This is a genomic window from Methanocaldococcus sp., from assembly GCF_024490875.1.
Taxonomy (GTDB): domain Archaea; phylum AGJL01; class Methanococci; order Methanococcales; family Methanocaldococcaceae; genus Methanocaldococcus.
The window spans coordinates 14,586-27,711 of the sequence record NZ_JACCLX010000015.1 but is presented as its reverse complement, the minus strand read 5'-3'; the positions used below and the strand labels follow the sequence as shown (position 1 = coordinate 27,711).

The 13,126-nt window shown below is 28.1% G+C and carries 10 protein-coding genes and 2 pseudogenes; 9 read left to right on the top strand and 3 right to left on the bottom strand.

Features of this window, described 5'->3' with window-relative positions:
* From HZY31_RS02830 to HZY31_RS02815, 4 genes and pseudogenes are all read left to right on the top strand, one after another.
* Positions 1-142, top strand: a pseudogene (locus HZY31_RS02830) (IS6 family transposase); the annotation flags it as partial.
* Between the two features lie 74 nt (positions 143-216).
* A pseudogene (locus tag HZY31_RS02825) lies at positions 217-572 on the top strand (hypothetical protein).
* Positions 573-696: 124 nt separating this feature from the next.
* Positions 697-4,581 carry a CDC48 family AAA ATPase gene (locus tag HZY31_RS02820; protein ID WP_297317957.1) on the top strand — a complete coding sequence of 1,295 codons (3,885 nt, stop codon included), beginning with the start codon at positions 697-699 and terminating at the stop codon, positions 4,579-4,581.
* A 79-nt stretch (positions 4,582-4,660) separates the two neighbouring features.
* Entirely contained in the window at positions 4,661-6,025 is a 1,365-nt protein-coding gene (locus tag HZY31_RS02815) for an HD domain-containing protein (protein WP_297317956.1), read from the top strand.
* Here HZY31_RS02815 and HZY31_RS02810 read toward each other — a convergent pair.
* The gene (locus tag HZY31_RS02810) at positions 6,007-6,576 is read right to left on the bottom strand and encodes an endonuclease dU (protein ID WP_297317955.1); all 570 of its coding nucleotides are present in this window, start codon (positions 6,574-6,576) and stop codon (positions 6,007-6,009) included. The genes HZY31_RS02815 and HZY31_RS02810 overlap by 19 nt on opposite strands.
* Before the next feature lie 92 nt (positions 6,577-6,668).
* On the opposite strand from HZY31_RS02810, the gene HZY31_RS02805 reads away from it, so the two are divergent.
* The 5 genes from HZY31_RS02805 (at position 6,669) to HZY31_RS02785 (ending at position 10,759) form a co-directional block, all read left to right on the top strand.
* On the top strand, positions 6,669-7,196 hold the full coding sequence (locus HZY31_RS02805) for an NUDIX hydrolase (RefSeq protein ID WP_297317954.1): 528 nt from the start codon (positions 6,669-6,671) through the stop codon (positions 7,194-7,196).
* Positions 7,171-7,497, top strand: coding sequence for a transcription factor S (locus HZY31_RS02800; RefSeq protein WP_297317953.1), 327 nt, complete (start codon positions 7,171-7,173; stop codon positions 7,495-7,497). The genes HZY31_RS02805 and HZY31_RS02800 overlap by 26 nt, the downstream gene beginning before the upstream one ends.
* Positions 7,498-9,181: 1,684 nt before the next feature.
* Positions 9,182-9,946: an L-seryl-tRNA(Sec) kinase gene (gene pstK, locus HZY31_RS02795; protein ID WP_297317952.1), complete on the top strand. Its 765-nt coding sequence runs from the start codon at positions 9,182-9,184 to the stop codon at positions 9,944-9,946.
* A 62-nt stretch (positions 9,947-10,008) separates the two neighbouring features.
* On the top strand, positions 10,009-10,326 hold the full coding sequence (locus tag HZY31_RS02790) for a hypothetical protein (RefSeq protein WP_297317951.1): 318 nt from the start codon (positions 10,009-10,011) through the stop codon (positions 10,324-10,326).
* Between the two features lie 19 nt (positions 10,327-10,345).
* Complete coding sequence (locus tag HZY31_RS02785) at positions 10,346-10,759, top strand: hypothetical protein (protein ID WP_297317950.1); 414 nt, start codon at positions 10,346-10,348, stop codon at positions 10,757-10,759.
* Here HZY31_RS02785 and dadD read toward each other — a convergent pair.
* Both dadD and HZY31_RS02775 read right to left on the bottom strand, forming a co-directional pair.
* A complete protein-coding gene (gene dadD, locus HZY31_RS02780; protein ID WP_297317949.1) occupies positions 10,756-12,018 on the bottom strand; it encodes a multifunctional 5'-deoxyadenosine/S-adenosyl-L-homocysteine/5'-methylthioadenosine deaminase in 1,263 nt (420 codons plus the stop codon). The two genes, HZY31_RS02785 and dadD, sit on opposite strands and share 4 nt — an antisense overlap.
* A 97-nt stretch (positions 12,019-12,115) precedes the next feature.
* On the bottom strand, positions 12,116-13,114 hold the full coding sequence (locus HZY31_RS02775; RefSeq protein WP_297317948.1) for a potassium channel family protein: 999 nt from the start codon (positions 13,112-13,114) through the stop codon (positions 12,116-12,118).
* Between the last annotated feature and the right edge of the window lie 12 nt (positions 13,115-13,126).

Sequence of the window (13,126 nt, the reverse complement as noted above, 5' to 3'; positions counted from 1 at the left end):
TGTAGAAAGCTTCTTCTCCCTCCTTAAACGAAAAACTAAGTCCTTCTATAATAGATTCCCTAATAATTTCAAATTTATTACCATTATCTCCTGGCTTAATTCTTTCGCCTCCATCTATAACTACCTCTTATCCTTATCTTGACAATCTCTGCCTATGGGATAAAAAAATATTTATAAATAAAAAAATAAAAAATATTAATATGTAAGGTGAAACATATGGAAAAATGGCATTTGAAAAAATTAGCTGTTTGTTTTAATTGTAAAAAAGAAGTAGATCAAATTATAGAGATTTATACCAATCAGGCGTTTGTTAAATGTTCTAACTGTGGAGTTACAAGATATTATATTTTAAGGAGAGTGGGGGTTGAAGATATAAGCATAATTGAAGAAGAAAAAAAGAAAAAGCATAGGTATGAGCCGTGGTTCTTAAAAAAAAAGCAGTTTGTTTTAACTGTAAAAAAGAGGCAATACAGGATATAGCAATAACAGAAACTAAGTTAATTGTAAGATGTAGAAATTGTGGATTTACAAGGGTTTATCAGTTTCATATCTTAGAAATAAATAATGATTGAAAAAAATTGTGAAATAAGTATGAACAAATCCACAAAGTTTATATAGAACTTTAACGGCATATTATTTAATGTAGAAAAATTTTGAATAAAATTGAAAGATTAAAAATAAAAGAGGGGATTTAGTATGGTTAAAGAATTAAAAGTTGCAGAAGCATATCAAGGAGATGTAGGGAAAGGAATTGCGAGAATTGATCCATACACAATGGACGAACTTGGTTTAAAACCAGGAGATGTTATTGAAATTGAAGGTCCAAAAGGTAAGGCTTATGCCATTGTATATAGAGGTTTCTTAGAAGATGCTGGAAAAGGAATTATTAGAATTGATGGTTATTTAAGACAAAATGCAGGAGTAGGTATTGGAGATAGAGTAAAGGTTAAGAAAGTAGAGCTTAAAGAGGCTAAGAAAGTAGTTTTAGCTCCAACTCAGCCAATTAGATTTGGTCCAGGATTTGAAGATTTCATAAAGAGAAAAATATTAGGACAAGTATTAAGCAAAGGTTCAAAAGTAACAATTGGAGTTTTAGGAACTGCCTTAACATTTGTTGTTGTTAGCACATCACCAGCAGGACCTGTTAGAGTAACTGAATTTACACATGTTGAATTGAAAGAAGAGCCAGTTAGTGAAATTAAAGAAACTAAGATTCCAGATGTTACTTATGAAGATATTGGTGGTTTAAAAGAAGAAGTTAGAAAAGTTAGAGAAATGATAGAACTTCCAATGAGACACCCTGAGTTGTTTGAAAAGTTAGGAATTGAACCACCTAAGGGAGTTTTATTAGTAGGACCACCTGGAACCGGTAAGACCTTGTTAGCTAAAGCTGTAGCTAATGAAGCAGGAGCAAACTTCTATGTCATAAATGGACCAGAAATAATGAGTAAGTATGTTGGAGAAACTGAAGAAAACTTAAGAAAGATATTTGAAGAAGCTGAGGAGAATGCACCATCAATAATATTCATTGATGAAATTGACGCTATTGCTCCAAAGAGAGATGAGGCTACAGGAGAAGTTGAAAGAAGGTTAGTTGCTCAATTATTAACATTAATGGATGGATTAAAAGGAAGAGGACAAGTTGTAGTTATTGGAGCAACTAACAGACCTGATGCATTAGATCCTGCATTGAGAAGACCAGGAAGATTTGACAGAGAGATTTACATAGGAGTTCCAGACAGAGAAGGTAGAAAAGAGATATTACAAATACACACAAGAAACATGCCATTAGCTGAAGATGTTGACTTAGACTACTTGGCAGAGGTAACCCATGGATTTGTAGGGGCTGACTTAGCGGCTTTATGTAAAGAAGCGGCAATGAGAGCATTAAGAAGAATATTACCAAACATTGACTTAGAAGCAGAGGAGATTCCAAAAGAAGTTTTAGACAACTTAAAAGTTACAATGGATGACTTCAAAGAAGCATTGAAAGATGTAGAACCATCAGCAATGAGAGAAGTTTTAGTTGAAGTTCCAAATGTTAAGTGGGAGGATATTGGAGGATTAGAGAATGTTAAGCAAGAACTTAGAGAGGCAGTAGAATGGCCATTAAAGGCTAAGGAAGTGTTTGATAAGATAGGAATAAGACCACCAAAAGGAGTTTTACTCTTTGGACCACCAGGAACTGGTAAGACATTGTTAGCTAAGGCTGTTGCTAACGAAAGTGGAGCAAACTTCATAAGCGTTAAAGGGCCAGAAATATTTAGTAAGTGGGTAGGTGAATCAATACCTAAAGATGAGAAGGTTTTAGCAAAAATAAATGGTGAAATAGAGCTAATTGAAATTGAAAAACTTTATGAAGAATGGTTAAATGGAAAAGATATTGAAGTAGTTTCAGTTGTAGATGGAAAGGTTAGATGGTCTAAAATTGAAAAGATTTCAAAGCATTTAAGAACCTCTCCAATAGTTGAGATTATTACAGAATCTGGTAGAAAGGTTAAAGTTACATTAGACCATTCAGTATTTACAGTAAAAGATGGAGAAATAGTTTCTATTCCAACATCTGAATTGAAAAAAGGAGATTGGATTGTATTAGTAAATAATATTCCATCTGGAGATAAGGATGAAATTTCAAGAATAAAAATTAACAAAAATGTTGCAGAATTAATAGGTTTGTATCTCTCTGAGGGAGATATAAACAAGGACTATGTAAGAATACATACAAAAGACATTGAAATTATAAAAGAAATAGATAGGATAACAAAAGAGGAAAACATTGAAGGAAAATATTATAAAAAAGATGGCTCTTACTGGATTAAAACAAGATGGTTTGTTGAATTATGTAAAGAGTTTGGAGTAGGGGCAAAGAACAAAAAATTAGGAAAGGCATTATCTTTAAAGAAAGATTTATTGGCAAGTATTCTAAAAGGTTACTTTTCTGGAGATGGTTCATTCTACTTAAGGAATCATAAAAGAACTGGAACAATTGAAGCTGTTACAGTATCTAAAACATTAGCAGAAGAGCTATTGATTGCCCTATCAATGTTTGGTATATTTGCAAGGATAAAAGAAAGAACAAATAGGGTAGGAAATATTGAATATAGAATATTAATAGGCAGAGTAGAGCAGTTTGAAGTATTCTCAAAAGAAATAGGATTTATACAAGAAAGAAAGAATAAACCATTAGAAGAATTTATAAAATCTAAGAAATGGACAAGAGGAAAGAGAAATATTCCAAAAGAACTTGTTGGAGAACTTTATGCATATATGGAAGTTGAACACTACTCAGATAGGGTTGTGAAAAAAGCGTTAAAGAAAGTCTTGTTAGAAGATTTATACTTTGATAGGATAAAGGAAATTAATTATTTAAATAGGGATGATACTTATGTTTATGACGTCGTTGAAGTTGTAGAGGGGCATAACTTCTTAGGAGGATATGGAGTTTTATTACACAATTCAGAGAAAGCAATAAGAGAGATATTTAGAAAGGCAAGACAGTCAGCACCATGTATAATATTCTTTGATGAGATTGATGCCATAGCTCCAAAGAGAGGTAGAGATATAAGTTCAGCAGTTACTGATAAAGTTGTCAACCAATTATTAACTGAATTAGATGGAATGGAAGAACCAAAGGATGTTGTCGTTATAGCGGCAACTAACAGACCAGATATAATAGACCCAGCATTATTAAGACCAGGAAGATTAGACAGGGTAATATTAGTCCCAGTTCCTGATGAAAAGGCAAGATTGGATATATTCAAGATACACACCAGAGGTATGAACTTAGCAGAAGATGTTAATTTAGAAGAATTGGCTAAGAAAACTGAAGGATACACTGGGGCTGATATAGAGGCAATATGTAGAGAGGCAGCAATGTTAGCAGTTAGAGAGAGTATAGGAAATCCATGGGGAATTGAAACTGCATTGAGAGATTTAATTAACTACTTACAAAGTATATCAGGAGCATTTAAGAGAACAGCAGTTGAATTAAACAGTGTAATTAAAGCTACAAAAGAGAAAGAGTCAGCAGAGGCTGGAGAATTTGCCGAACTAAACAATGCTATAAGAAATATAATAAGTGTATTAACTCCAGCCAAAGAGAAAATTGAGGCTGTAGAGAAAGAATTAAACAACTTCCTTGAAATTATAAACAAAGAGGACTTAAAACCATCTGAAAAAGAAGAAGCAGAGAAATTAGCAAAATACTTAAAAGACTTATTAGACAAGTTAAAAGAAATGATAGACAACATTTACAACTTAGAGAACAAGTTAGGAAACTTATCACAAAAAGTTTCTGCTGAAGAAATTGATGAAATAATTAAAACTACACAAAATGTAATTCAAAGATTTACAACAATATTAGATGAACTTAAAAATGTGCTAAAAGACATTGAAAGTATAAGATTGAAAGTTTCAACAAAAGATGTAAAAGTTAAAAGAGAACACTTCATGAAAGCCCTCGAAAAGATTAAACCATCAGTAAGTAAAGAAGACATGAGAATTTATGAAAAATTAGCCCAAGAGTATGGTAGAACTACAACAACTGAAAAGAAAAAAGAAGAAAGTAAAGAGGTTGTCTAATCTCTAAATCTATCTTTATTTTTTTATAGGCAGATAACTATATTAGTAGTTTAATATCTATTTTTTAAATTGGGAGATGATGACAAAAGTTATTAGAGATTCAATTCACAAAGATATTTATTTAGAAGAAAATATAGTAAATATTATAGACAGTGAAGAATTTCAAAGATTGAGGAATATAAAACAGACAGGTTTAACATATTTAGTATATCCATCTGCTAATCATACAAGATTTGAGCATTCTATAGGAACTATGTTTATAGCCTCTAAAATAGCAGAAAAAATTAATACAGATATTGAACTTACAAGAGTTTCTGCGTTATTACACGATATAGGACATCCTCCTTTTTCACACACATTAGAAATATGTGGCTATAACCATGAATATATTACAAAAGAAAAAATTAAACATATGGATTTAGGAAATTTTTCAAAAAAAGAAGTAATAGATACTTTAAAAAGAAAAAATTTAGAAGGAAAGATAATTTCTGGGGATGTCGATGCTGATAGAATGGATTATCTATTGAGGGATAGTTACCACACTGGAACTGCCTATGGAATGATAGATTTACCAAGAATTTTAAGAAGTATAACGACTTTTGAAAGTTTTGGAACTCCTAAAATTGGCATATTGATGAAGGGAATCCAAGCAATAGAATCTTTGTTAGTTGCAAGGCATCAAATGTATTCTGCTGTTTATATGCATCCAACGGTTAGAATAGCAGATACAATGTTAAAAAGAGCAGTTATTGGAGAAATTCACAAAAAGAATTTAAATTTAAAGGATTTGTCTAAAATGGATGATATTGATTTAGTGTCTTTTTTAAGAAACTCTGAAAACTACTTAATGAATAGATTAGACAAAAGAAACTTATACAAAAATGTTATAACTTACAGTTATTTTGACTTAAAGCCAATAGAAAGATGGATTTTTGTTAATTTAGGAGAAAAAGAGATATTGTCATTAGAGGAAAAACTTTATGAGGAATTTGGATGCGATTTATTTATTGATATATATCCAATACCTAAAATGGAAGAACACAATGTTTATGTAATATCTGAGAAGGGTGTTAATAGATTAGATGATGTATCTCCTTTGGCTAAAAGCTTAAGACCATCCGAAATTAGACTTTGGAATATCTCTATTTATGCTCCAAAAGAAAAAATTAAAGAACTTAAAGAGAACAATATAAAGAATAGAATAAGTAAAATCTTAAAAGAATTGGATATGAAGATTGAGAGTAAGTTAATAGATATTTTAAAAGAATATGAGCCAATTAAAGGTAAAGGAAGGTTTTTAGATCTTGCAAAAGAAAAAGGTATTACTCCAAAAGAATTTTATAATGAACTACATAAGTTAATATTCTGTGGATTAATAAGAGAAAAATATAATAGAAGAAAATACATTTACTGTCTAAATAAAAATTATTCTAAATTTTTATAATTTATTTTTTTCAACTCTAAGAATCCTCTACCAATTAAATGGGATATTCTCAAACATTCTGGAATCTTACTTTTAAGTTTTGTCTTTTTAACAATATTTTTAACAAAATCTCTATTAGTTCCAACATACTGAACATAAATATTATCTAATTTTTCTACATCTGGAAAGGATTTTATGAGATTTATTCTTTCATCTGCATCGTCAAAGTATTTTTTAAGGGCTGAAAATATTTTCTCCTTATTTGGATACTTATCAATGACTACAATAACTGGCTTTTTAGTTTTTCTATAAATCTCCCAGAGATTTGCAATGTTAAATCCACCAAAAGTAATTCCAGATAAAAAAATTGCCTTTATTTTATTATAATGCTTCCCCTTAGTTATATCTATTATTTTATCTGTGACATCCATTTCATCCTTTTTAAACTCTCTAAAATAGACACCATCAATTATTTTATTTCCCCTCATAAAAGTGCCTATCAATATGCAAACTTTATCATTTTTATTAAATGGAGCATCGTCAAATCCTATAACTTCTATCTCATCCTTCATAAATACCACAAATTTTAAATAGAACTATATGTATTTTAAAATATTTTTAATTTCTATATAAAGTTTTTATATCTTTAATAGAATGTGAGAATATGAATAAAAAATGCTTCTGTATATGTGGGAAAATAATTAGTTTAAATTTATTTGGTAAAAGATTTTCTAAAAAAATTATAAAAAAGAGAGATTTAAAAAAATATAAGTTACATCTCCATCCGAGTGTTGCAGTTGATGGAATTGTTGAAAAAGACAATAAAATTCTATTAATAAGAAGAAAAAATAATCCATTTAAGAATTGTTTTGCTTTGCCAGGAGGATTTGTCGAATGTGGAGAAACAGTTGAAAATGCCATTGTTAGAGAAGTTTATGAAGAGACTGGCTTAATAACAAAAGTAAAAAGTTTATTGGGAGTTTATTCCTCCCCAGATAGAGACCCAAGAGGACACGTTATTTCAATTGTCTTTATATTAAATATTATGAGAGGAGAATTAAAAGCAGGAGATGACGCAAAAGAAGCAAAATTTTTTGATATAAATAATTTACCAAAATTGGCTTTTGATCATAAAAAAATAATTGAAGATTATATGAGGTGGAAAGATGGTAAAGTTTTGCCCAAAGTGTAATAATTTAATGTTACCAAAAAATGGAAAATTAAAATGTGCTGTTTGTGGATATGAGGAAGAATCTACTGAGAGTAGAAGTAAAGAATATGAATATAAAGAACACTTAGAAAGTAAAAAAGTAAAAATTACAGTTATTGAAGGAAAAAGTTTAGATACATTACCAACTACAAGAATTGAATGTCCAAAATGTGGGCATAATGAGGCATATTGGTGGCTACAACAGACAAGATGTGCTGATGAGCCAGAAACAAGATTCTACAAGTGTAAAAAATGTGGTCATACTTGGAGAGAGTATGATTAACCATAGAGGGCTTTACCCCTCTATTGAGATACTCCCCCATTAGTTTGTATTTTTATTCATTATCACCTCTCTCGCTAAAAATTTTTATTTTTTAATTTAGAGGAGTTTAATTTGAGATTATTGAATTTTAAAAATTTTTATCAAATTTCGAAGGGTCTTTTATTTTAATGAATTTTAATATTTGATTTTATTAAATTATTTAGATTTTTGAGTGATTTTATTTAATTGTTTTTATCTTCAATTTTCCCTGATAGTTAGGTTAATATTAAAAATTTAAAGGATTTTAAGCAAATAAATCAAAATAGAAAAATTTATATATAAGTTCGGAGGTATATAAATAACTAAGGGTAATTGACTCTCCGAACCCTAACCCCCTATTATAGGAGAATAATAAAGTAATTTTAAAAGTTTATCTCTTCAAATTGTGTCCTGTCTAAAATCATGCCCCAAAGGGATGGAAAGTCATCATCTCACCTTTTCTATTTTTTCTTTATAATTTGTTTAAAATCAGGCCTCAAAGGGATGGAAAGCTCTCTCACGGAGGAGGGGAGGACTTTTAGAAATGCCTGTCTAAAATCAAGCCCCAAAGGGGAAAGTTAAAAAGAGGCATTGCTTCTTTTAAGAAGCAATGCATAGGGAGTATAGCAATAGAGGGTATCCCTCTATGCGGCGTATAACAATAGGGCGGAGCCCTATGGGTATAAAATCACGCCCCAAAGGGGATAAATGTATTTAAATTTTTTATTTTTTAATAGTATAAAATATTTACAAATTTCTATATTCACATCTTTTTTAAGAGTAATAACGAACCCCGAGAAATTCTTGATCTGGATATTACAAAATCATAAAAATAACAAAAAAATATTATAGTAATATGATAAATTCTAAAATCGTAATAGAGTATAATAAAAAATAGAAAATTTTTATTATAAAATATTATCAAGTTCCGAGAGTAAATATTATAAAAATATGAAAATTTGCAAAAATAATATTACGAATACACTATATAAATCCAAATTTTTTAATTTATCTATATTCTTTTTGGCATAAAAGAAAGGCAGAATATCCTTTATTATACACTAAATCTACAAATCTCCATATTCGCATACTTTTTAAGAGTAATACTGACTCCCGGGAAAATCTCTATCTGAATATTACAAAATCATATAAATATCTAAAAAATATTATAGTAATATGAAAAATATCAAAATCATAATATTATTATAATAAAAATTTAAAATTTTTTAAGATTTAATATTATTGAACCTCGAAAAATTTTCTTGCTGAATATGATTTATTATGAAAATTTATAAAAATTATATTACAAATAGATATTATAAATTTAAATTTTCTGATGTAGTTATAATATTTTTAGAATAAAAGAAGGATAAAAAATCCTTTATTATACCTTAAATTCATAGGTTTATATACTTGCATACTTTTAAAAATAATACTGACCCCCGGTAAATTTTCAATTCAATATTATAAAATCATATAAATGACAAAAAAATATTATAATAATATGAAAAATTTTAAAATTATAATATTACTATAATAAAAAACAAAATTTTTTTATTATATAATATTAACAAATCCCGAGAGTAAATATTATTTATTTACTATAAAATTCATAAAAATAATATTACTAAATTTAGAATATAAACTACAAAGACTAAGGGAGAATATGTTAATAATTTTAGTAGGATTGCCTAGTGTGGGGAAATCTACATTTTCAAAAAATTTAGCAAAAATTTTAAGTAAGTATAATATTGATGTTATTGTTTTAGGAAGTGATTTAGTTAGAGAGAGTTTTCCAAAGTGGAAAGAACAGTATGAGGAATTTATTAAAAGAACAACCCAGTTATTAATAGATGAGGCATTAAAAAAATACTGGGTTATAGTTGATGATACAAACTATTACAACTCAATGAGGCGAGATTTAATAAATTTAGCAAAAAAATACAATAAAAACTATGCTATAATTTACTTAAAAGCACCCCTTAATATATTAATTAAAAGAAATGTTGAGAGAGGAGAAAAGATACCAAATGAAGTTATTAAAAAAATGTATGAAAAGTTTGACGAGCCGGGTAAAAAATATAAGTGGGATGAACCATTTTTAACAATAGATACAACAAAAAACTTTGATTTAGAGGATATTGCTAAAAAATTAATTGAAAAAAGCAAAGAAATTCCAAAATATGAAGAAGTTGAAGAAAACAAACTTAAAAATAATAATATATTTGATGAAATTGACAAAAAAACGAGAAAAATCATAAGTGAATACATAAAATCTGGTAAAATTAGTAGAGATAAAATTAAAGACATTGTAAATTTAAGGAAAGAATTTTTAAAGAAATTAAAAAAATTAAACAATATAGATTATAATAAAACCATTGAAGAGTTTAAAGAAACCATTAACAAAAATATAAAAAATGAAAACCTTTAAATATTAGATTCTCCAAAGATTATATCGAAAATAAAATTAACAAAAAATTGTGGGGGATAAAAATGGCAGAAGAAAAAGAAGTTAAAGAAATAAAAATTGAAGTTCCTAAAGAAATCGCTGAAAAAATAGATAAAATTACTAATTTTTTAAATAGTTTAAAAGATAAAAAAGAAGTAATTTCTAAAGAAAAGGTAGAAGAAATTTTAAAACTCGTTGAAGAAGTTAAAGAAAAATTACCTAAACTTAATATAGATATTAATAAAATTACTAAGATATTAGAGGGCAGTGGTAGCGAGGTAAGAATTGTATTTGACAATTTCACGATTAATGGAGAGGTTGGCTTAAAAATCATTCCTTTAAAAAAAGAGAAAAAAGAATAAAAATATAATTAGTGAGATTTTGCTCGATAAAATAAATTATCTATTTTTATTTCAGAATTTAATAAAAGAAGGAAATTTAAAAATAATATTCAAAAATATCTTTTCTTTAACTGTTGATAAAAATTTTATTGTTTTAGATATTTTTAATGTAAAAACAATAAAGGAGTTAATGAGCGCTATGCAGATTGATAAAAAAGAAAATATATCAGTTTCAAATATTTTATCAAATATTAAAAATATTAACGACTTAATGTCTAAGGTTTCAAAAATTGCCGATACATTGGTAAAAAATAAAAAAACATTTGTTTTAAAATATAATGGTGAAGATGTTTTAATTGTAGGATATGAAGCAAAAGGAGGAATTATTTTAAAAAATATAAAAATTGTCAATAAACTGTTATTAATAAAATTATTAAATGAGTTTAGAGATTAACTTCTTAAAATCTCATACATTTCCTCAGCCTTTTCATATACTTTTTCTTCATCAACAGTTAATATTTTACCCTCTCTCATTACTATTTTTCCATCTATGATAACATCATCCACAAAGCCATTGAATGCATAAACTAAGTGAGACATAATATTTTCTTTTGGATATAGGAATGGTTTATCCATATTTATTAAAACTATATCAGCCAAATAACCCTCTTTTATTTTTCCAGATTTTATATTCAACGCCTTAGCCCCATTTTTTGTAGCAAAATTAAAAGCAGTCTCTGCCTTAATTACAGTAGGATTTAAATTAACTCCTTTATGTAAAATAGCAGTTATTTTTATCTCCTCAAATAAATTTAAATTATTGTTACTTCCACAGCCATCAGTTCCCAATGTAACATTTATCCCTTCTTTTAAAAGTTTAGGTATTGGGGCTATTCCAGAGGCTAACTTTAAGTTACTAATAGGATTATGAGATACATTTATATTTTTTTCTTTAATTATTCTTATCTCTTCATCTGTTAAATGGACACAATGGGCGGCAACAACATTTACATCATCAAAAAACCCAAATGAATTTAAATAAATAAATGGCTCCATTCCTGTTTTCTCTTTAACTGTTTTAATCTCATCTAATGTCTCATTCATATGAATGTGTATCATAACATTATATTTTTTAGCCAATTCATTAACTTTCATTAATAATTCTTTGGAGCAAGTATATGGGGCATGTGGGCCTAAAGCTGGAATTATTCTACTGTTATTTAATTCATTTATATATTTAATGTATTTTTCAACGTTTTTTAACTCTTTTTCTCTTCTTTCTTCATCAAACAAGTCAATCATTCCATAGGCTAAAACAGCCCTCATTCCACTTTCATCTACTGCCTTAGATATCCCCTCTAAGTAAAAATACATATCATTAAATGTAGTAGTTCCGCTTTTAATCATCTCTATACATCCTAATAATGTTCCCCAATAAACGATTTTTTCGTTAAGTTTTGCTTCCATTGGCCATATATAATTGTTTAACCACTCCATTAGTGGAAGATCATCAGCAACTCCCCTAAACAATGTCATTGGTATATGGGTGTGAGTATTTATCAAACCAGGAATTGCTATTTTTTTCTTTCCATCAATAATTTCAACATCTTCAACTTCATCTTTTTTAACTTTTCCAATCTTTTTTATTTTGTTTCCTTCAATTAATATATCCTGCCTTTTTCCATTTACATAAACATCTTTTATTAATATCAAACTCTCACCTACCTTAATTTTTATAATTTTTAAAAATTTTAATTTAATTTTAATTTAATCTATAACTTTGTTTAATTTATACTATTGTTATACTTATTTAATCTCCTTCAACATACTTTCTTAATTTTTCAAGTTGTTCTTTAGTTCCAAATGCATATATAATATCTCCAACGTTAATTATTGTGTTAGGCGTTGGACTTGTAATCATCTTATTTCCTTTTTTAATAGCTAAAATTGTAGCCCCTGTCTTTTCTCTAATTTTTGAATCCTTTATTGATTTATTGTCAAGTTCATAATTTTTTATAACAAATCTTCTAATTTCTATATCTTCCTGTGAAGCCACTAATGAATGGATAAATTCAACAACATCTGGATTAATGGCTATTTTTGCAATTTCCAAACCTCCAACTATATAAGGACATACAGCCCTATCTGCCCCCGCTTTTATTAATTTATCTAAGGTTGATTGATCATCTGCTTTTGCAACTATGTAAATATTTGGATTTAATTTTTTTGCTGATAAGGTGATAAATACATTTTCAGCGTCGGAGGTTACTACTGATATTAAACCCTTAGCCCTATCAATCCCTGCCTTTTTTAATATGTCATCAGATGTTGCATCTCCAACGATACATATAAGACTTGGATCTTTTTCAATAGCCTCTTGCAATAATTTCTCATCTTTATCAATAACAACAAAAGGAATTCCTGATTTTTTTAACTCATATGCTACAACCCTTCCCAATCTTCCATAACCACAAATTATATAATGATTTTGAAGTTTTTTAAGTTTATCAGACATCTTTTTCGACCTGTAATATTTTTTAAAATGTCCTTCTATAAGAAACTCAGCAATGTTACTCATCGTATAGGCTACTGCCCCGACACCAGCAAATATGAATACAATTATGGACAACTTTCCAATAAATGTTTTTGGAGTATAATCTCCATAACCAACTGTTGATATTGTCACAACTGCTGTATAAAATGCTGTAAAAAAGTCCCATCCTTCGCAAATCATTAATATTACTGACTCAATAACTATGAGCAAAATTATAATAAAAATCCCTAAGATTATCTTTTTAAAAGTTTCCATCTGTTTCCCTTT

What these genes read in the sequence shown, in the direction of transcription:
- HZY31_RS02815 (WP_297317956.1), top strand. Translation starts at nt 4,661, where the DNA reads ATGACAAAAGTTATTAGAGATTCAATTCACAAAGATATTTATTTAGAA.
- HZY31_RS02790 (WP_297317951.1), top strand. Translation starts at nt 10,009, where the DNA reads ATGGCAGAAGAAAAAGAAGTTAAAGAAATAAAAATTGAAGTTCCTAAA.
- HZY31_RS02820 (WP_297317957.1), top strand. Translation starts at nt 697, where the DNA reads ATGGTTAAAGAATTAAAAGTTGCAGAAGCATATCAAGGAGATGTAGGG.
- HZY31_RS02810 (WP_297317955.1), bottom strand. Translation starts at nt 6,576, where the DNA reads ATGAAGGATGAGATAGAAGTTATAGGATTTGACGATGCTCCATTTAAT.
- pstK (WP_297317952.1), top strand. Translation starts at nt 9,182, where the DNA reads ATGTTAATAATTTTAGTAGGATTGCCTAGTGTGGGGAAATCTACATTT.
- HZY31_RS02800 (WP_297317953.1), top strand. Translation starts at nt 7,171, where the DNA reads ATGGTAAAGTTTTGCCCAAAGTGTAATAATTTAATGTTACCAAAAAAT.
- HZY31_RS02805 (WP_297317954.1), top strand. Translation starts at nt 6,669, where the DNA reads ATGAATAAAAAATGCTTCTGTATATGTGGGAAAATAATTAGTTTAAAT.
- HZY31_RS02775 (WP_297317948.1), bottom strand. Translation starts at nt 13,114, where the DNA reads ATGGAAACTTTTAAAAAGATAATCTTAGGGATTTTTATTATAATTTTG.